This window comes from Myroides sp. LJL115 (genome assembly GCF_054871665.1).
This window is the reverse complement of record NZ_JBTXLS010000032.1, coordinates 1-20,180: the sequence shown is the minus strand read 5'-3', so window position 1 is coordinate 20,180 and position 20,180 is coordinate 1. Positions and strand designations below refer to the sequence as shown.

Sequence of the window (20,180 nt, the reverse complement as noted above, 5' to 3'; positions counted from 1 at the left end):
CATTAAATATCTACCATATATGTTGAAAAATAAAAGATTATTAAGTGTAGGTATACTTGCTTTACTATCAAGTATGTCTACTTTGACGGCGCAAGACTTACCACAAGCTTTAAAAGCTATGGATAATGGTCAATTGCAACAGGCTAAAAGCATGTTAGAAGAGTTAATTAAGCAAAACCCTACTTCGGGTATTAATTATTATTATTTAGGCGATCTTTATTTAAAACAAAACCAGGTAGATTCTGCTAAAACTATCCTTAAACAAGGATTAGAACTAAAGGACAATGGGTCTTTAAATTATATTGGACTCGGACAAATTGATTTATTGAATAAAGATGCGCAAGGTGCAATATTGAATTTTGCAAAAGCTCAAAGTAAAATCAAGAGAAAAGATTACGATCAAAAATTACTCGTTGCTCAAGGTTATTTAACGGGAGAGAATCCAAACTATGATATGGCTATTAGTATTGCCAATGAAGTCTTGGAAGATGATGTGCAAAATTCTAGTGCATTTCATGTTTTAGGACAAGGGCTTTTAGGTAAAGGGGAGGTTCAGCCAGCCTATGATAATTTCAGACACGCTGTTGCCACTAACCCAGAGAATAATGCTGCGAAGTTAGCTTTAAGTCTTATTTTACAAAAATCTGGTAGTTATAGTCAAGCAAGTAGTCAATTAGAACAGCTTATCCAAAGTGATCCTAGTTTTTTACCTGCCTATAAAGCCTTAGGAGATACTTACTACCACTGGTCTTTAAAGGACAAGGGACAAAGTAGCGCTTTGCAAGCTAAAGCAGCTAAAGCTTATCAAGAATATAGCACTAAGAACCCATCAGATATTTCTGCAACGCAGGATTACGTAACATTTTTATTAGATACTTCTACTCCTAGTAAAGCTATTGTTCTTTTGGATCAGCTAGCCTCAAAGGAATCTGGCGATGCTAACTGGACAGCTTTTATTGGCCAGTCTTACTATAAGGCAGGAGATTATTCTAAGGCAATAAGTTTTTTACAAAAGAATCTAGGACAAAGCCAAGAGTCTTCCTCAGAGGTATATTTTGCTTTAGGTAGCAGTTATTTATTGGATACTTCTAGTGGAGAACAAAACCAGCAAAAAGCCTATGAGTATTTAAATAAAGCCATTTCACTGGATAAAAATACTAGCTCGGAGTTTAACACCCTAGGTGTTAGTTTATTTAGATTAAAAGAGTACCAAAAAGCTATAGAAGTATTTAAGATTGCTACAACGGATAAAAAAGGAAGTAATTATGCAATCGATTTATATTATATTGGTTTGTGTTATTATTCTTTAGCTGACCAAAGTGAGCAAGACCAAGGCAATTATGTAACTCAGGCCACCAAGTATTTCGATGCTTGCTTAGAAAGTAACCCTTCTATTGGGGAGGCCAATTTTTATAAAGCTAGAGCAAATCGATTAATCAGTGAAGATCCTGCTAATTACCAATTGGTATTCCAGGCATATGATAATTACGTAAATCAATTTAGAAAGTCGGAGAAGTTACCAGATAAAACCGATACTGCTCGTTTAATTGAAGCTTATAATTGGTTAGGTAGCTATTATGCTAATAGCGATCAAAAGCAAAAAGCAATAGAGTCCTTTAATATGACTTTAGGATTAGATAATACCAATGAATATGCCTTGAAAACAATACATGCTTTAGATGGTATGTAAAAGTGTATAAGGGAAGGGTAATGTGCTGTTTATAGGGAAAGTTTTTTTTGATTTTATTAAAACTTTTGAGTTGGAATAAAGCGTATCTTTGCAACTTTTACAAACAAGTACAATGCTAAAACAACAGGTAAATACCGAATTAGAAAAAGGGGAGGTTCTCCCATTAATGGAGGAGTTTTACACCATTCAAGGAGAGGGATATTATAGTGGGCATGCAGCCTATTTTATTCGTCTAGGTGGGTGCGATGTTGGTTGTCACTGGTGTGACGTTAAAGAAAGCTGGGATGCAGAGCTTCATCCTTTAACCAAAGTAGATACAATAGTTGCTAGTGCAAGTAAACAAGCTAAACTAGCTGTAATTACTGGAGGAGAGCCTTTGATGTATAACTTAGATTATCTTACCAAAGAGCTTAAAGCAAAAGGAATGCAGACAAATATTGAAACCTCTGGAGCTTATGAATTAAGTGGAGATTTTGATTGGATATGTCTTTCCCCTAAGAAAGCTAAATTACCAACCCAGAGTGTATACGATGCGGCCAATGAACTAAAAATAATTGTTTATAATAACCATGATTTTATTTTTGCTGAGCAACAAGCAAGTAAAGTAAATCCTGATGCACTTTTACTTTTACAAGTAGAATGGAGTAAGAGACATGAAATGGGGCCACTAGTAATAGAATATGTAAAGAATAATCCAAAATGGAAAATTTCTGTACAAACCCATAAGTATTTAGATATTCCTTAATGCTTTTTATAAGTAGATATAAAAAAGGAAAGCCTTCAAGTTAATTTGAAGGCTTTCCTTTTTTTGTCGGATATCTTGTTGGTTTACTAATTACAAGGTCAATCTTGCTAGATAGTCGTCCGAATCTCCTTGATAGATTAATTCGCACTTTAATCCGTTGCCAAAAGCAGCATTAGACAAAGTATTATAATCCAAATATAGCCATGGGAAAGATGGGCTAATTTGATTTTTATAACGAAGAGTAAAACTTAATTCTCCATAATAATCCTTGTCTTGCATAGGTATCCAAACACTACCATCAGGCTGTTTATCGAACATATAGATCAAATCACAGCTATCTATTAGTATTTGCCCATTAGGCTGTAATAAGGACTTTAAATGGCTTAAATATTGGCTAATGTTCTTTAAATAACCAAAAATTCCTGTACCATTCATTAAAAGTAGAATAGTATCAAATTTTTGTTCCTTTACTTCAAGTAAATCTATACACTGTGCATTGCTTATGCCTTGTAGCTTACAAGCTTCAATACTTTTGCTAGAGATATCAATAGGGTAGATTTCTAAGCCTTTTTTTTGTAAGTACAAGCTATGTGCGCCTGCGCCACAACCCACATCAAGTATTTTACCTTTAGCCATATCTAAAGCGAGCTGCTCTATTTTAGGCATTTGCTTATAGGTTCTAAACAAATAAGCTATTTCCATTACTTCTTCCTCTGAAATGTCTGTAGAGGTGAAAATGTCCTGTGGATTATTGTTGGTTTGGTAGTCTAAGATAGCCTGACCTAAAAGATCTTTCATGGGGTAAAATTTTATTGCAATTTTAATTCGGGTTTTGGTAAATTTGTATCCAAATAAATTTAGATGGATAAAATACTTAAGGACCTTGGTAGAAATGCCAAAGATAAGCATAACGAGAATAAAAAGTATTTAGATAAGCTAAAAAAGAAGCCACCAAAGGATTTAGATTATCAAATGCAGGAGATTCACCAGAAAGTATTTGACAATACAGATTGTTTGAAGTGCGCCAATTGCTGTAAAACAACAGGTCCATTATTTACAAATGCGGATATTGAGCGAATAGCTAAGTATTTAAAAATGAAACCTCACCAATTTACTCAAAAGTATTTGAGAATTGATGAGGATAATGATTTCGTATTACAAAGTGTGCCTTGCACCTTTTTAGATGCACAGAACTATTGTATGATCTATGATGTACGACCTAAAGCATGTAGGGAATATCCACATACAGATCGCAAGAAATTCAATCAAATCGCTGATCTAACACTTAAAAACGTTAGTATCTGTCCAGCAGCTTTTGCTGTGGTGGAGCAGATGAAAAAGAAAATTATTTTAAAATAACAGACGTTTTTCAAGTATTAGATAAAGAAGTGTTCTTCTTCTAATACTTGAAGATCTTCCTCTGTAATATCTTCTATTCTTTCTCCCATATAGGAAACTAATTCTAAGATTGCATTTTTCAACTTTTCAAAAAATGCCACAGCATTAGATAAATATCCTTTAATTATGTTAAATAGGTCTAGAATTCTATCCACAAATGCCAATATGCGGTCTTGTATACTCATAATTATTCGTTTTTAATTGTCTTTGTCTCAAATATAAAGCTTTTGAGAGAAACAATGGATAAAAAGTACTAAAATTTATTGAATTATTCTAGCCATTCTTTAAAATTATTTATTAAGTTTTTACTTACCAATATACTTTCGCTCTCTTGTATTTTAGGTTGTAAAATAAGCTCTACTTTTTGCGAAGAATGCCTAATTATTTCTAAGATAGACTTTCTTTGGATAACATATTTTCTATTTATTTTAAAAAAATCTCCTTCGTTTAATTTACCTATCACTCCCTTAATTGTATCATTATAGATATACGTTTTATTATCCAAAGTAGTAATGAAAAGGTGTTTACCTTGAGCAAAAAAATAGGCAATATCTGCAGCTTCAATCGATTTCAATTTATGTCCTAAGTGAACTAGAAATCTGGTTTTATAATTTTCTTGCTGATCTTTATCTAGGTTTGATAGAGCCTCTAAGGTATTATTGTGTTGAAAGCTTTGTGTGATGCTTTTGAATTTATTTAAGGCATCTAAAAGCTCCTGCTCACTAAAGGGTTTTAGGATATAATCAATGGTGAATTGTTTGAATACTTGGATGGCGTAGGAGTCATATGCCGTTACAAAGATGATAGGGCAGCTTATGTCTACGGATTCAAAAATATCTAAACTTTTGCCATCCCCAAGATGGATATCCATGAATAATAAATCTACCGTTTGTTCACTTAGATAAGCAATAGATTCCTTTACACTAGGTAATATGGTAATGGAATCAATGGGTAAAATAGTTTGCCTGTGAAGAAGTGTTTTTAAGTAAGCACTTGCTAGGCTTTCATCTTCAATAAGGGCTATTTTCATTGGTCAAATACATTTATTTTCTGTAAAAGTAACCATTTTCTACTTAGGGTAGAAAAAAGGCCAAAAAAAAACTACTCTGGCTAGGAGTAGTTTTTTAAGGGGGGTAATTAGGGAATCTAATTTTGGCTATAAATGTGGGTTGTTTTGTTTTGCTTTCTTAGGGAAGTCTAAGGTATATCTTATGTCGTTTTCGAATAAGAAATAGCTTTCACTTCCTAATTTGTGTTCGATTTGTTTTTGATAAGCTCTACGTAAATCAAACCATCTATGTCCTTCAAAGGCGAATTCTCTAAAGCGTTCTTCCAATAGATATTTTTTAAATGAAGTAGCGTCCATTGCACTTATTTTAGCCTGTACTTTAGCAAATCCCTGTGGAGTATAACGATTAACTAAAAGTTGTTCTAGAGTTTGCTTGGCTTGGTCTAGTTGTTTTTCCTCTATAAGCGCTTCTGCTTTAATCATGTACATTTCTGAAGTTCTAAAGCTAACTTTATTTTGAGCCTCTCCAACTTTTTTAACTACATAATTGTTATCCCATCTCTTATCAAAAGACATTGCAAATCGCAAATCGTTCTCTTGGTCAAAACTTTGGATTAGATCTTGGGATACAAGAATTGAACTTCTATGGCTACCACTTAAAGTAAGTTCTAAAGCTTGTATAGATTCTACAGATGTAAAATCAGCCACAGAGGTAAGGTCGCTATTTAAGTCTTGCAACTCACTTCTGAACTCTAATACCTTATTAGCGCTTTCTAAGGCTTTGTCATACCTTTTTTGGTATAGGTATACTCTTGCTTGTAACGCTAAAACACTCATTTTAGAAAAACGATAATTTTTTCCAGTTTGGTGGGCATCTATCTGTAAATGTTCTAAGGCCTTATCAATGTTTTTATGAATTTCTTCATATACTTTTTCCACTGAAGAAGGAGCCTTTTTCTCCTCAATTTGCACTTCGTCCTCTATAACGATACCTCTATCTAAAGAGGCTTGCGCTTGAGTGGTGTAAGGTTTTGCATAAAGGTTAACTAAGTCAAAGTACACCATTGCTTTCATACCATAGGCCTCTCCTAGAAGCTGTTGTTTTTCCACGCCTTCTTCCATAGTATTAACCCCATTTAAAATAATAGAGTTAGCATGGAAGATAGCCTTGTAAAAAGCCTCATATGGAAAATCACTTGTTAATCTATCTTGAGCTTGATCCTTATAGATATAAATATCTCTAATGGTAAAGAAAGATTCTTCCTCTCCAGTTAATAAGAAAACTTCATCGGTTCTTATCGAAGATAAAGACTTGTGCTGTGGATAGGTTTCATAAGCGGTAAGAAAAAACTCTCTATACTCTTTTACTGACTTTGGGATAACTTGACCTTGTGGTTGAATATCTAGGAATTTATCACAGCTAGCTGTGGTAAAGACAATAGATAGTGCACAAAGCATTTTGTATATTTTTTTCATTGTTCTAGCTTTCTAAAAAGTTACATTTAATCCAATAGATACAGACTTTTGGATCGGTTGAGCGTAAATGTTACCGTAAGTTTCTGGGTCGAAATACCCATCATAGTTACTACCAAATACAAAAAGGTTTCTAGCCTCAATGTTAACACGCGCGTTGCTAATTCTTACTTTATCTAGCATAGCTTGTGGGAAATTATAACCTAAACGAATACTACTAATTCTAAGGTAGCTAATTTCTTTTGCCCAAATATCTAAGTATTTATAAGCATTACCATTATCTAAACCTCCAAAGAATTTAGTAAGCATATAGTTGTCTGTTCCGTCAAAGGCATCATCTCCAGTTATACCTGGTAATGTCCCATTAGGGTTTTGTGGGCTCCAGATATTAAGGACATCTTTTGTGTAATTTCTTCCTGGGTCAACAAAAGCACTTTCATAACTTGGCTGACGTAAAATTGTTTGCTTCAAGTTAAAGGCTGCTGAGATAGTTAAATCAAAGTTTTTATATCTGAAATTGTTAATAATCCCTCCAGTAAACTTTGGATCATTATCTCCTTTATAAGTAAAAAGATCTCTATACTCTTCAGGAGTTAATTCTGATGTAACCATATATCCTGGTAAGAAATCTGCCCATGCATCTTTTAATTTGAAAAGTTCTACACCACTTACTTTTTGATCCCCTTTCCAGAATAGTAAATTACCATTATCATCTAAACCTGCTGTTTTAATAACAAAAACAGAGTTAACAGGTCTTCCTTCTCTAGATGGGTAGTAGTCGTTATCCCCAACTTGGATTCTATCTACTCTACTTACGTTTTTAGCGAAGTTGATAGTAGTTGTCCAGTTAAAGTCTTGGTTAGCGATATTTCTTGTACTTAGAGATACCTCAAAACCTTTGTTAGTAACTTGCGCCCAGTTCATATTAGTGAACTCAAATCCTGTTTCTAATGGAAGAGCTTTTAGTCCAATTAAGTCCGTACTTTTTCTGTTGTAAATATCAAAAGCTACAGATACTCTGTTGTTAAATGCTCCAAGATCAAATCCAAAGTTGGTATTGGCTGTTTTCTCCCAACGAAGCGTTCCATTTGGCGCATTGTTTACCGCAATACTTCCTTCAGGATATCCAGGTAAAATAGTTGACATTCTATATTCTCCAATTAAAAATGGAGAAGTAGTACGGTCAATATTTCCTTGTAAACCATAAGAAGCTCTTAGGCGTAGATTAGAAATAATATCTTGGTTTTGCATGAATTTCTCATTACTTACTAACCAAGAACCTGATATAGCCCATAGTGGAACGTATCTATATTTAGGGTCTACTCCAAAAAGGTTAGAACCGTCATATCTAACACTTCCAAATACAGTATAACGTCTATCATAAGTATAGGATGCAGTACCAAAGAAAGAAGCATAAGCATTCTCAATTCTACCTTTTTTATAGGTTTCATATTTTTTTTCTGTAGCAAAATCCGTTCCTACTGGGAAGATAATAGGCTTAGATGTAAGAGTATTGGCATCATATCCAAAACCTTTAGTTTTAATTTGAGTACGGTCTTCTTTTCTAATTTCCATACCAGCCATTACATCTAGCTCATGTACGTCGTTAAATACAGTGTTGTAGTTTAACATTGTCTTCCAGTTGTATTGAAAGAAATCATCGGACAAGTTTTCAATAATTCCACCTTCTGGTAAGAAGTATTTCATTTCTTTACTAGCACTGTCATAGTATCTAGTACCTTGGCGGAACTTTCTAGTACCATAGGTATCTTGAGATTGATACTTTTCTGTATTGCTATCATCTAATTGTAAACCTAATTGAGTAGTAAGTTTTAAATCATCAATAATTTGATAATTAAGGTCAAATACTGCTTTAATAGATTTGTTAGTCAATTTATACTTAGAATTGTTTCTCTCCTCTAAAAAGTTAAAAGGAACATAGTAATCCTCCGAACCTAGAATGTCAGGGTCATATACATAACCACCGTTTGCATCAAAAGGTTGTAAATATGGATTTACGTTTCTTGAATAGTTCGATGGGTTAACATTAGCATCTATATCCGAGATAAAGCTAGATCTATTGCTTTGAGAAGCAAAAATAGCAGCTCCGAACTCTAATTTATCTGTTAATTGGTAGTTATTTTTGAATGTTAAGTTGTAACGCTCAAAACCAGTACCAATAGTAGCACCTTGCTCATCAAAATATCCCAAAGAGAAATAGTAATCTGATTGATCTGTACCTCCAGAGATATTAACTCCATATTGTTGGTTAACCGATGAGCGGTATAGTAATTTATCCCACTGTGTATTTATTTCTCTAAGTTGGTTGATTCTTTCTAAAGTTGAAGCAGATAAACCTTGTAGACCATTATTTCTAAAACTTTGTAATTCTCCAGTTTGATTTAATATTCTACTGATTTCGCCTTGTCCTGTACGTAAATGATTGATGTCAGAACGAGATGCCAACATTAATTCAAAGTCCACTTTTTCAGAAGCGTTCATTAAATTTAATTTATTGAAATCAGGTCTTTCATTAATAAAGGTATTGGCGGTAAAGTTAACGCGCATTTGCCCTTTTTTCCCTCTTTTTGTAGTAACTAAAATTACACCATTAGCTGCTCTTGCACCATAAATAGCTGTAGCAGAAGCATCCTTTAAAATAGTGATGTCTTGAATATCATCTGGGTTTAATCCAGCGATAGAATAGTTTTGTAATTGGTCAATATTGTCTTTGTCATTAAAGTTTGGAACATCATTCCCCTCTAATGGCATACCATCTACAACCCAAAGCGGGTCTTGAGGACCATTTAAAGAAGCGGTACCACGTATTCTAATTTTAGCAGGTGCTCCAGGAGCTCCTGTTTGATTTAATACAGCCATACCAGCTACTTGTCCTTGTAACATATTATCTACAGTTGCTACTCCGTATTGGTCAATAGCATCCATTCCAATTTGTGCTACAGCACTAGTTAGTTTTCTTTTTTCAATGGTTTGGTAACCTGTAATAACTACTTCATCCATCATATTGTCATCATATCCCAACACAATAGAGTAGTGAGTGGCTGAACCTAATTGCACTATTTTAGATTCGTAGCCCATAAAACTAACGCGCAATGCTTTAGCATTGGCTGGAACCTCTAAAGAGAAATCCCCATCGTAGTTTGTGATTGTACCTATAGAGGTGCTTTCTATGATTCCTTGGTGGGAGGTTTCATTGGAAACGCTTTGGGTTTCCACAATTACCGATGCACCTGGTAGGCCTAGTTTGTCTGCGGAATCAAGAACAATACCTGTAATTATTCTAGGTTGCTGTGCAAAGGCAACACTACAAATTAACAGAGTAAATAAAAGAAAAAATTTCTTCATGATAGTTAATAAAAATGTGAGTTAGTTTTATTTATTATAGATCCAATGCTTGGTCAATTCTATTGATTAAGTCAGCATAATGTGCCTTTGTAGCTGGATCTTTAATGTTTTTCTTTTTTGTAAGAGTTTGTTTAATCTTTAGTAACTCTCCTTTTTTATAAGTTGTTACCTCTGATACTCTTTTCATTACTGCATAGTTGATATTACGTATGGCTTTATCCTCTTGCAATGCATTACACATAGTTGGGAAACCTAGGTTTGTCTCTACGTGTAATCCTTTTTTATTTGTTTTTTCAAATAGCTTATTTACATCTATAATTAATGCATCTACATAGTTTTTCTGTGTCATACGCTCTAAGATAGTTAAGGACTTATTTTTATTTGTCTTCTCGAAGATTGCCTGATTAAGCATTTCAAATAAGTCAGTAATCGTAAAGTTTAGCTCTTGTTTATTTTGCTCTTGCTTTACTTGATTCTCTAGTAAGCGAAGTAATCTTTGATCACTTAAGATGTAGTAAATAGCCGTGTATTGCAACTCCCTAGCTAAAGAATATGGAGAGTATTCAAACGGACCAACAGGTGAAGATTTTAAACCATAGGTTTTGTCGATAATCTCTGGGTTGAAAAATAGCCATGTTGGGATTGTCAATACATTCTCACTTATATATTCTACTGCTCTTTTTTGGGTGTCATATGGCACTGGTGTATAAGTGTCTTTATTATTTCCATAAGTAGCATGGTCAAAGTAAATCCCGCCTATATTATTTAAAACATGTTGGTTGTAAGTTTGCCATTGTCCAATACTTGCCATAAGTAATTTTCCAGCCTCTGTGTAATCTTTTCCTTGTTCGTAGGTCCAAGGAAGAATATTTTCCACTACGATTTGTAAGTTTTTTAAACCATAGGTACTGGCTTTCATCGCATCATCTCCAAGGTCTTCACTCTGACTTCTTGGGTCAATAGTGTTTAAGTAGCTTTGCTGCTCCCCATAGAAATAGATTGGATCATCTTGATGATCTTCAATCATTTTTTTAAGGGCCTCTTTCTCTGTTTCGGCATCTGGATACCAACGGTATCCCCATTCGATAGCATATTTATCGTATAAACCAATTTTTGGAGTAATTGCAGTTACACCATCCCCTGGTTGTGCTACATAATTATATCTAGCATAATCCATAATAGAAGGAGCAGTTCCTCCCATTTTATCTGTAAATGTTTTGGAACGAAGAGAGTCTACTGGGAATGCAAAGGAAGATCCCATGTTGTGTTTTAATCCAAAGGTATGTCCTACTTCATGTGAAGAAATAAAGCGAATAGCTTCTCCCATGTGATCATCAGAGAATTTGTTTGCTCTTGCTTTTGGGTCAATAGGTCCTGTTTGAACTCTCATCCAAGCATGAACCGAAGTCATTACATTATGCCACCAAATAATATCAGCTTCGATAATTTCCCCACTTCTTGGGTCCATAACTGAAGGTCCCATAGCGTTAGACTTCGGTGAAGCAGCATAGGTAATTACCGAGTAGCGTACATCGTCAATGTCGAAATCTACATCTTGTTCTGTTGGTTCCTTAGCGATAATAGCGTTTTTGAAACCTGCTTGCTCAAAAGCAATTTGCCAATCGGTTACTCCATCTTTGATCTTTTGTCTCCATTGTGGAGGAGTAGCTGGATCGATATAATATACGATAGGCTTTTTAGGTTCTACTAATTCTCCTTTTAAGTATCTTTCAATGTCTTGCTCTTTAGGCTCTAGATTCCATTTTGTGATAAACTCTCTAGATTCCATTTTGTGCTGTTCATCGGTGAAGAGCCAGTTCTGTTCTGTAAAATATCCAACGCGTTTATCTGCTATTCTTGGCTTCATTGGTTCTTTAGACAGTAATACGATATTTGTAGTTACTCCTAATGAAACAGCCATGTCTCCTGTACCTTCATTAACAGTTGTAGTTAATAGAGATTTTACTACAAGGTTTTTTTCAAAGGTTTTTACAGCTTCAATATAAGAAAGGTTAGTTTTAATAGAAGTAGGTAACCCTAATCCTGCTAAAACGTCATTAAAGCTTTTTTGATTTCCATCAAAAACTTTATTTACTTTAATTACTGTAGCAGTGGAATCTGCATTTTTTGCTTCAATATCAAAAACCTCTAAAACTGATTCAATAAAGTTGTTTTTAACCGACTCAGTAATAGCATCATCTATTGGAGAAGAAACACGTGGATTTTGTGTTTTCACCCAAATTTTATTTGCAAGAGTATCTTTGTGAAAAGTAATTAATTTATTTTCGTAGTTCATCCCTTTATTTGCTCCAGCATCATTAATTTCCAAAGGAACTTGAGAAAGCTTATTAACAATTAAAAATTGACGATCTAATAAACTATCGGGAATTTCAAAATAGATATCGGTCTTTACTTGGATAGTGTTGAACATTCCTTTTTTGTAAATACCTTTCTTTAAAAGATCCGCATAGCTATTCTTTTTAGTATCTGTAGAATCTTTTTCTTTGGTAAGCTCTTTGTCAGCTTTCGGGGTTGCTTTTTTGTTGTTAGCTAAGCTTGGGTAGGCTGTTAAAAAGCTAAAACAAAACAGTAAAGCACTGATAGTTAGTTTAACCGATTTTTGGTTCATTCCAATAGTAAGTTATAATTATAGGCCCTAAAACTAAGACGGTATCCTTAGAGTAAAAAATTTTAGGGAGTGAATGGCTTTAATATGGGAGTGAACGGTTTTATTCTAATGTTGGATAAACGGTAATACGCATACAAAATCATCTCTTTTTATTTGGGCTGCAAAGTTAGGAACATTATAGTAATCATAAATAGTTTTAAGATAATTTAACCCGAAGTTTTCACTGTGTTTAGTATTGTGTAAAGGTTGGTAGTTATTTGTTACTAAAAGTTGATTATTTTGCAATATAATTTGTATAACTAATGGATTGTCAAGGGTTGCGATATTGTGCTTAAGTGCATTTTCTATGGTGATTTGCAATGCCAAAAAAGGGATTTTATCCGTTATTTTGTAAGACTCCTCCTCAATTATATTGATTTTTAGCTCTTGGTTAAAACGAATCTTTTGCAGATTAATATATTGTTTTATGAAATTTAGTTCTTGCTCTACACTTACAATATTTGTACTTGGTGGATGTATAAGGTAGCGATAAATCTTACTCAAATTTAAAGTGAATTCCGTAGCCGTATTAGCATCAATGTTAATAAGCATGTATAAGGAGTTAAGTGAATTGAATAGAAAATGAGGGTTGATTTGGTTTTTTAACTGCTGTAATTCTGCTAGTGCTTTTTCTTTATCCACCTTTTCATAGGCTACGGCTAGTAATTCTTTTTGAGTCTGTGCTCTTTTATTGGCACGGAAAAAAAGAAAGAATAGTATAACTATGATTGCAACTGCTGTTATAAAAATTAAAGTAGTGCTTTTTTTTATGGGCTGTAGGTTATCATCTGCATTGAATTTTGGGAAATTAACCATGATGTATCCCGAAAGATTATCGCTTTTAAATGGCGCTAAAAATCGTATAATGTCCAATTTAAGGTATTCCGATTCTCTTACCTCTAGTTCATTAGTTTGTTGAGAATTAATGGTGTCCTTCTCGTTTATAATGCCTTTTTCAAATAAGTTTGCTCCTAATAAGTTAGTGTCAGGATGGTAAATACACAAACCATTCTTGGTGAAAATAAAGGCATAATTGGCATTAGTGGCATCTACATCGGCTAGGTAAGTATGTAGGTTATTTAAATCTACTGTAATTCCATAGAAAATTCTTAATTGATCGGGTAGTTCTACTTGACGGTAAAGTAACCACTGTGCTTTGTTATCTTGTTGTACTAAAACTGCAGAATTATTTGTTGGGTCGTTTTTTACTAGATCCATATACATAGAGGGAATATAGGCTTGGTCGGTAGCAGTATACCATTGTACAGGGGTATTGTCTTTACCTACTATGATGTACCAATTCAAAGAAATATAATCTCCAGGAGTATATACTTGGTTAATAATTTCAAAGTTCTTTGATAAGTCCTTTCTATGTGCATAGTAGCTTATGGTATCTAAAGAGCTTAGATAATTATCAATTTTTTTGAATTCTATCTCTAAAGACTTTAGCTTATTGGTAAAGTTTTTCTTTGTTATATAGGTATAGTTCTGCTGGCTATTCTTTGTAATGGAATAGCTAAGGATGAATAAAGCCCCTATAGTTATAAGTAGTATTACAATACCTATTACTAAGTATGCTTTCTGGGATAGATAGGTGGTTTTAGGTATTTTCAATGTTAGTTATAAATCAAATATGGTTGTCGTAATGCTTTGAAATCCTCTAAACCTTTAATCCAAGATGCTCTAATTTGCTTTTCGCTCACATTTTGTTTTATTTGCTGTTCTAATTCTGTAGTACCTGCAAGTTTTGTAAAGAAGTTGTTGAAGAATTTGTCTTTTAACTTACTGTTTTGATAAGCTTTGATAAGCCATTTTATTTCTAATTGATCTAATGGGGCAGTGTTTTGTAGGTTTTCTCCATGACAAAGTTTATTTTGATTCATTGGATGCTTTGCTCCTGGATTAGAAACAGGTGTAAAACTAAAAGGCATATTTTCTAAATGTGGACTTCCATATATTTGGAACTGTAGGTTTGTTCCTCTTCCGCTAGAAACATTGGTTCCTTCAAAAAAGCATAAACTAGCATATAAGTCGATGGATTTATCATTAGGTAAATTAGGAGAAGGCGCAACGGGAAGCGAATATTTAGTACTTCTAGTGTAATTCAAGCACGGAATAACAGTTAGATCACAAGATGTGTCAGTTTGTATCCAATTTTGTCCATTAATCATTTTGGCATATTCTCCCATTGTCATACCATGCATAGTAGGTATAGGGTGCATTCCAACAAAGCTTGTGTTTTTCATCTCTAGGGTTGGACCATCAATGATGTGAATATTTGGATTTGGACGGTCTAAAACTATTACAGGTATGTTGTTTTGCGCACAGGCTTGCATTAAATAATGTAAAGAACTGATATAAGTGTAAAACCTAGCACCTACGTCTTGCAAGTCGAAAAGCATTACTTCAACCGAGTCAAGTTGTTCTTTGGTTGGCTTTTTATTGCTTCCATATAAGGATATTACCGGTAATCCTGTTATAGGGTCTTTAGAGTCTTTTACATGTTCTCCGGCATCGGCTGTTCCTCTAAAACCATGTTCAGGGGCGAAAATTTTTATTAATTCCACCTGGTTGTTTAATAAGAAATCCACTGTAGATATTTGCTTATCCTCTTGATTAACAATACCAGTTTGATTGGTGAGTATAGCTACTTTCTTACCTTTTAATAGATCTGCATAAAGATCTATTTGTTGAGCTCCTACAACAATTGTTTCCATTGGAGTCGCACTTGAAGAGAAAGGATTTTGCTGTGATTTTACATTAACGCTAAAAAGCAATGTAAAGACTAAAAATAAAACTGTATTTTTGAACATTGAATTAGATACTACCATACCTTGAAATTAGAATATTTTATAACCAAACGACTTGTTACTACTAAAAACTATAAAAGTAGTATATCTGCTCCAATAATTAAAATTGCAATTACAGCAATTGCTTTAGGAATTATTATGATGCTTGTTTCAATTTCCACAGGACTTGGATTAAAATATAAGATTAGGGAAAAGATTTCTGCTTTTAGTGGACATATTGTAGTAACTAATTACGATAACAATGCAAGTGATATCACTTTAGTTCCTTTAGAGAGAGACCTTAGTAAATATAATGACTTCCAAAATATAAAGGGGATTAAGAATATAGCTCCTTTTGCCAGTATTGCTGGGATAATACGTACTGCTGACTATTTTGAAGGGATTGTATACAAAGGAGTAGACTCTATTTATGATTTTACTCCTATGCAAGAATATCTTGTACAAGGTAGGTTACCTAATCTAACCATACAAATGAGCAATGAGGTATTGTTATCTCAGTTTATTGCTGACCGTTTAAATTTAAAGTTAGGAGATAAAATTACTACCTACTTTATGAAAGAATGGGGTAATAAAGTCCCATTAGTAAGACAATTTGAAATTGTTGGTATATATAGTTCAGGTATACAGCAATTTGATGCTAGTGTTGTTTTAGGGGATTTGCGTCATGTTCAACGATTAAATAGATGGAAGCCTAATCAAATAGGAGGCTTTGAGTTATTAATTGATGATTTTGATCAAATACAAACTATAGGAGACAAGGTGTATCTAGAGCTTCCTTCCATAGTGGATAGCAAGACAGTCATGGATAAATATGCCAATATATTTAGTTGGATTGATATGTTTGACTTTAATATTCTAGTTATCATAGTTATTATGGTAATAGTAGCATCTATTAATATGATTGTTGCTCTATTGGTTTTAATTTTGGAGAGAACCCAAATGATTGGAATCCTTAAGGCCTTAGGGGCCAATAATTGGAGTATTCGAAAGATATTTTTATACAATGCTTCCTATTTAATTATCAAAGGACTTTTTTATGGTAACATAATTGGTCTGTCCCTTTTATTGATTCAGAAGCATTTTGGTGTCATTACTTTAGACCCTGCTTCTTATTATGTTAGTCAAGCTCCTGTGCTACTAAGTTTTTGGCATGTGCTGCTGTTGAATTTAGGAGTGATTGTTATTTCCATGTTAGTTTTATTAATTCCTTCTTATTTAATTACTAAAATAACCGTTGTTAAAGCTCTTCGTTACCAATAGAAGTATTTTTATACATGGAAGATTTGGTTTTGTCTTTAGGTCAGTACCCGAATTATTTATAATAGTGTTTTTGGAGTAGGTGAGTTGTTACTTTTGAATACCCTACAGTTTTAAGACAATTATTGGCAGTTCTTTATGGTAATAAGAACCAAAAGAAAGATAAGTTTATTTTGCACAGGAATATTTTATCACTTTTTAGTTTTCTGTTTCTTTCTTTTTTAGGCGAAATTTTATAGATTTTACTCGTATTTTATTGGTCTAAATAGGAATTCTTGTCTATAGTTGAAAAAAGTATTTTTTTGAGTTTATTAGGGTGAAATTGGTGTTTCATTTGCAAGTTTGTAATTATGTTAATATTTCTTTAGAGACTTTATAAAAACATAATTTAAACTTAATGCTCTTTAATTCTAGTTTATTGATAAAATAACTGCTCTTTTAGTCTTGTTTTTTGGGTTTTGTTTATTTTAAATAGAGGTATAGTCTTTTTGTAATAAAATTGCATTAGTGTTAAAAAACTTTATTAATTGTTAGTAATGTGTCGGGATAAAAAGACAGAAAACTAAGATAAGTGTAGTTTATATTTTTATTATTTTCCTATATTGTGCTCTTGTTTGTACAAAAAGTGTGTTTTAGACACTTTTTTCTTTATTAATACCTCTTGTAGTTGTCTGTATATAAGACTACATGTTTATCTAGGGGAAATAATTAAATATTTAGATGAGATTTAAGCGATATTCTGATGCAACCACAATAGGTTTTGCATTATTTGCAATGTTTTTCGGAGCTGGTAATATAATACTACCTCCAATTATTGGACTGATGACTGGTAGCGACTGGAGTTTCGCTGTAGCTGGTTTTTCTATAACTGCTATTTTAGGTCCTTTCCTTGGTATTTTGGCTGTACTATTCTCTGGAGATAGTTTTACAGATTTAGGAAAGCGTATCAATAGTACTCTAGGATGGATTTTAGCTACGGCTATTATTTTGAGTATTGGTCCATTAGTGGCAATTCCAAGAACGGCAGCAACTACTTATGAAATCGGAGTATTATCCGTTTTTCCTTCGATGGATCCTGGGATGGGGGCTATTATTTCTTCAATAGTTTTCTTTGCTGTAACAGCTCTTTTGAGTATATCACCTTCTAAAGTGGTAGATATTATTGGGAAATATCTAACCCCTTTATTATTAATCATCCTAATTTGGTTACTTGTTATTGGTATTACTAATCCAATTGATCCTGCTATGTTGGCGGATTTGAAAAATCCAGAAGCCTTTAGAATAGGATTTACAGAAGGATATCAAACTTTAGATGTATTGGCCTCGGTGATTTATGCCGGTATTATCATTACTGCAGTAAAAAGTAAGGGGTACGTTAAAATGAGTGAGAAGACAAATGTTACTTTATTGTCTGGTTTTATCGCAATGTTTTGTTTGCTTTTTATTTACGGAGGTTTAGTATACTTAGGAGTAACATCAGGTTATGAATATTCAGGAAGTTTAAAACGAACAGAATTATTACTACACATATCTAATGGATTACTAGGGAAATCTGGTACTTTAGTTTTAGCGCTTTGTATCGCTTTAGCATGTTTAACTACTGCTATTGCTCTTGTTTGTGCTACGGGTACTTTCTTCCATAGTTTAACTAAAGGGAGACTTAGTTACCGTCTAGTTGTAATTTTAACTTGTGTATTTTCTGCGGTATTAGCTGTAGAGGGTGTAGATAAAATTATTGAGTACGCGGGACCTTTCTTAGGAGTAATCTATCCGATTACTTTAACATTAGTCCTATATATGGTTGTGTTTGGTAAAGTAGTATATAGAAAAGCACCTTTTGTGGCAGCTATTTTGATGACAACGATTTTGTCGTTATTCTCTTTTAGTGGAAGTGTAGCCTTAGGGTATGGTAATGTAGAGTATAGTGCTATGGTTAATAAAATAGTTAATGTTATTCCTTTAGCTTCTTATGATGTTCCATGGCTTATTCCTTCGGCACTAGCATTTGGAGTAGTTTTCTTTTTTGGAAAATTTATAGCTCCAAAGAAACAATAGAGCTTAATTCCTTTAATGGGTAATATAAAAAAATGGGCGACTCAATTTTAGAGTCGCCCATTTTTTATTTTTATAGGGATATTTTTTCTCCTTGTATTGGGAAAATGTAATTTACATCTAATGGATTGTCTTTGTATAGTTGGTTTTTGATTATTTCAATGGAATTTTGAGAGGGTTTTAAATGAGTTACAATAATGTTGATTCCTTTTAATTTCTCCTTAGTGGTATAAGTGGCTAAGTTATTTAATTCCTCTTGAAGTAACTTCGGGGTTAAATGCCCGTATAGTGCATTTTCGGGTTGTTCATTTGGGAAGGATACTTCTATTAAAATGTTTTTTAGTTTATCTTCTATTATTAAAGGTGCAATATCTTTCCATATTATATCTAGGTGATTTGTTTTCTCTATGCGATCTGCTCCAGTATCTCCAAAGTAAAGTACATATTGCTTATTGTTGTTATTGATTAATAACGCAGAACTTGTTTGAGGGTTAACATGACTAAGAGTATAAGCTTTAGCTGTCATAGTTGTATTTGCAATGGGGAACTCTTGCATTTGGTCTAAAGCTGTGTAGTTGTATTTTCCTATTATTGGAGCTTCACCTTGATCTGCAAAATTGGCCCATGCTGCATTTGTAAAATAATTTTTTGTAAGCACTTCTATAACTGGGCTAAAACCATAGATAGGTTTAGGGGAGTCTTCAGGGGAGTTGATAATTAATCCAGCAAGATGGTCTAGGTGGCCATGACTTATAAAATACCCTTTTATATAATTTCGCTGTATATGTTGAGCATCTTCAGTAAAGGTATTTAAGGCTATAGCTTTATTTATACCACTTCTTATAGTTCCGGCATCTAAGCTTAAGTAGGCGTTGCTTTGTTCTACCCCTATTAAGTAAGCAGATAAGTTACTTTCATCCGAACCTCCATATACTCCAAGAGGAATAATTTCTAGAGATTGGCTATATCCATGTAGTGCAAAGACTGCTGCTATAGTTAAAAATATTTTTCTCATGATATTTGTATTTTATGCAAATTTAGAGTTATTTATTTTTAAATAAAAAGCTACTTAATATATATAAGGAGAAAACAAACTGTATTTTTAGAAAAGCTGTTTGTGGGCGACTCAAAGAGGAATGGCCTTTTTATGGGATATTTTTAATTTTATAGTTGTAGCGCTTACCTTGCACAGGGTGTTTGGTAGTTTTGCTGGAGTTTTGTTTTCTCTTAATAAGAATAGGGTGTTTATTATTTAGCTGCTAATCTAAAAAATAATTAAATATATAATACGTTTGTTTTTAGGTACTTGTGGTTTATGTGTAAAAAAGAATTAAAAAAAGCTTGTATAAAGTTTGGAAGTAAGGAATAAGTTTCTACTTTTGCACCCGCATTAAGCAAGACGATCTTACATAAAGAGAAGTAAAGTTACCTTTTAAAACATTAAAGAAATTTTAAGAAAAATAAATTTGGATAATGAAAAAATAAGGTGGTATCTTTGCAGTCCGCTTTAGGAAATACAAGGGCTGACAAGAAATTAAAAAAATAAAAATTTTCGAAATTTCTTTGGTAGTTTGAAATAAAGTATTACTTTTGCAACCGCTTTGAGAGATAAGCGCAACATTGAAGACACGTTCATAGACATATTGGATTGACAGCAAAATTTAACAAAGAGTAAGGCAAATCGCAAGATTTGATTTATATATCTAATTTAA

Annotated in this window: 14 protein-coding genes; 5 read left to right on the top strand and 9 right to left on the bottom strand. The window is 33.2% G+C overall.

Translation table 11 applies throughout. The features are described from left to right. The first annotated feature begins 19 nt into the window (after window positions 1-19). Both ACYSNX_RS08960 and ACYSNX_RS08955 read left to right on the top strand, forming a co-directional pair. Window positions 20-1,690, top strand: a complete 1,671-nt coding sequence (locus ACYSNX_RS08960; RefSeq protein ID WP_461754338.1) for a tetratricopeptide repeat protein — start codon at window positions 20-22, stop codon at window positions 1,688-1,690. 112 nt (window positions 1,691-1,802) lie between these two features. Beyond that, window positions 1,803-2,435 (top strand): 7-carboxy-7-deazaguanine synthase QueE, encoded by a 633-nt coding sequence (locus tag ACYSNX_RS08955; protein ID WP_461754337.1) that lies wholly within the window; start codon window positions 1,803-1,805, stop codon window positions 2,433-2,435. Window positions 2,436-2,525: 90 nt separating this feature from the next. Here the strand turns inward: ACYSNX_RS08955 and ACYSNX_RS08950 are convergent, their stop codons facing one another. Continuing rightward, window positions 2,526-3,233: a class I SAM-dependent methyltransferase gene (locus ACYSNX_RS08950; RefSeq protein WP_461754336.1), complete on the bottom strand. Its 708-nt coding sequence runs from the start codon at window positions 3,231-3,233 to the stop codon at window positions 2,526-2,528. A 63-nt stretch (window positions 3,234-3,296) separates the two neighbouring features. On the opposite strand from ACYSNX_RS08950, the gene ACYSNX_RS08945 reads away from it, so the two are divergent. After that, window positions 3,297-3,794: a YkgJ family cysteine cluster protein gene (locus ACYSNX_RS08945; protein WP_461754335.1), complete on the top strand. Its 498-nt coding sequence runs from the start codon at window positions 3,297-3,299 to the stop codon at window positions 3,792-3,794. Window positions 3,795-3,811: 17 nt separating this feature from the next. On the opposite strand, the gene ACYSNX_RS08940 is transcribed toward ACYSNX_RS08945, so the two are convergent. The 7 genes from ACYSNX_RS08940 to ACYSNX_RS08910 all read right to left on the bottom strand — a co-directional run bounded on the left by ACYSNX_RS08940 (window position 3,812) and on the right by ACYSNX_RS08910 (window position 15,162). Then, window positions 3,812-4,018: a hypothetical protein gene (locus ACYSNX_RS08940; RefSeq protein ID WP_461754334.1), complete on the bottom strand. Its 207-nt coding sequence runs from the start codon at window positions 4,016-4,018 to the stop codon at window positions 3,812-3,814. A gap of 83 nt (window positions 4,019-4,101) precedes the next feature. Then, window positions 4,102-4,863, bottom strand: coding sequence for a LytR/AlgR family response regulator transcription factor (locus ACYSNX_RS08935; protein WP_461754333.1), 762 nt, complete (start codon window positions 4,861-4,863; stop codon window positions 4,102-4,104). 126 nt (window positions 4,864-4,989) lie between these two features. Continuing rightward, entirely contained in the window at window positions 4,990-6,318 is a 1,329-nt protein-coding gene (locus ACYSNX_RS08930) for a RagB/SusD family nutrient uptake outer membrane protein (protein ID WP_461754332.1), read from the bottom strand. Window positions 6,319-6,330: 12 nt separating this feature from the next. After that, complete coding sequence (locus ACYSNX_RS08925; RefSeq protein WP_461754331.1) at window positions 6,331-9,681, bottom strand: SusC/RagA family TonB-linked outer membrane protein; 3,351 nt, start codon at window positions 9,679-9,681, stop codon at window positions 6,331-6,333. A 34-nt stretch (window positions 9,682-9,715) separates the two neighbouring features. Continuing rightward, window positions 9,716-12,310: a zinc-dependent metalloprotease gene (locus ACYSNX_RS08920; protein ID WP_461754330.1), complete on the bottom strand. Its 2,595-nt coding sequence runs from the start codon at window positions 12,308-12,310 to the stop codon at window positions 9,716-9,718. Window positions 12,311-12,415: 105 nt separating this feature from the next. Further along, entirely contained in the window at window positions 12,416-13,963 is a 1,548-nt protein-coding gene (locus ACYSNX_RS08915; RefSeq protein ID WP_461754329.1) for a histidine kinase, read from the bottom strand. Between the two features lie 2 nt (window positions 13,964-13,965). Beyond that, window positions 13,966-15,162, bottom strand: coding sequence for an exo-beta-N-acetylmuramidase NamZ family protein (locus tag ACYSNX_RS08910; RefSeq protein WP_461754328.1), 1,197 nt, complete (start codon window positions 15,160-15,162; stop codon window positions 13,966-13,968). Window positions 15,163-15,183: 21 nt separating this feature from the next. Here ACYSNX_RS08910 and ACYSNX_RS08905 point away from each other — a divergent pair, with 21 nt between their 5' ends. Beyond that, window positions 15,184-16,419 carry an ABC transporter permease gene (locus ACYSNX_RS08905; RefSeq protein ID WP_461754327.1) on the top strand — a complete coding sequence of 412 codons (1,236 nt, stop codon included), beginning with the start codon at window positions 15,184-15,186 and terminating at the stop codon, window positions 16,417-16,419. A gap of 717 nt (window positions 16,420-17,136) precedes the next feature. Continuing rightward, on the top strand, window positions 17,137-18,471 hold the full coding sequence (gene brnQ / locus ACYSNX_RS08900) for a branched-chain amino acid transport system II carrier protein (RefSeq protein ID WP_461754326.1): 1,335 nt from the start codon (window positions 17,137-17,139) through the stop codon (window positions 18,469-18,471). A 70-nt stretch (window positions 18,472-18,541) separates the two neighbouring features. Here brnQ and ACYSNX_RS08895 read toward each other — a convergent pair whose 3' ends face one another. Continuing rightward, window positions 18,542-19,483 carry an MBL fold metallo-hydrolase gene (locus ACYSNX_RS08895; RefSeq protein WP_461754325.1) on the bottom strand — a complete coding sequence of 314 codons (942 nt, stop codon included), beginning with the start codon at window positions 19,481-19,483 and terminating at the stop codon, window positions 18,542-18,544. Window positions 19,484-20,180 lie beyond the last annotated feature (697 nt).

Excerpts from the sequence above, each read along its gene's own strand:
- ACYSNX_RS08960 (WP_461754338.1), top strand. The coding sequence starts at position 20 with ATGTTGAAAAATAAAAGATTATTAAGTGTAGGTATACTTGCTTTACTA.
- ACYSNX_RS08955 (WP_461754337.1), top strand. The coding sequence starts at position 1,803 with ATGCTAAAACAACAGGTAAATACCGAATTAGAAAAAGGGGAGGTTCTC.
- ACYSNX_RS08950 (WP_461754336.1), bottom strand. The coding sequence starts at position 3,233 with ATGAAAGATCTTTTAGGTCAGGCTATCTTAGACTACCAAACCAACAAT.
- ACYSNX_RS08945 (WP_461754335.1), top strand. The coding sequence starts at position 3,297 with ATGGATAAAATACTTAAGGACCTTGGTAGAAATGCCAAAGATAAGCAT.
- ACYSNX_RS08940 (WP_461754334.1), bottom strand. The coding sequence starts at position 4,018 with ATGAGTATACAAGACCGCATATTGGCATTTGTGGATAGAATTCTAGAC.
- ACYSNX_RS08935 (WP_461754333.1), bottom strand. The coding sequence starts at position 4,863 with ATGAAAATAGCCCTTATTGAAGATGAAAGCCTAGCAAGTGCTTACTTA.
- ACYSNX_RS08930 (WP_461754332.1), bottom strand. The coding sequence starts at position 6,318 with ATGAAAAAAATATACAAAATGCTTTGTGCACTATCTATTGTCTTTACC.
- ACYSNX_RS08925 (WP_461754331.1), bottom strand. The coding sequence starts at position 9,681 with ATGAAGAAATTTTTTCTTTTATTTACTCTGTTAATTTGTAGTGTTGCC.
- ACYSNX_RS08920 (WP_461754330.1), bottom strand. The coding sequence starts at position 12,310 with ATGAACCAAAAATCGGTTAAACTAACTATCAGTGCTTTACTGTTTTGT.
- ACYSNX_RS08910 (WP_461754328.1), bottom strand. The coding sequence starts at position 15,162 with ATGTTCAAAAATACAGTTTTATTTTTAGTCTTTACATTGCTTTTTAGC.
- brnQ (WP_461754326.1), top strand. The coding sequence starts at position 17,137 with ATGAGATTTAAGCGATATTCTGATGCAACCACAATAGGTTTTGCATTA.
- ACYSNX_RS08895 (WP_461754325.1), bottom strand. The coding sequence starts at position 19,483 with ATGAGAAAAATATTTTTAACTATAGCAGCAGTCTTTGCACTACATGGA.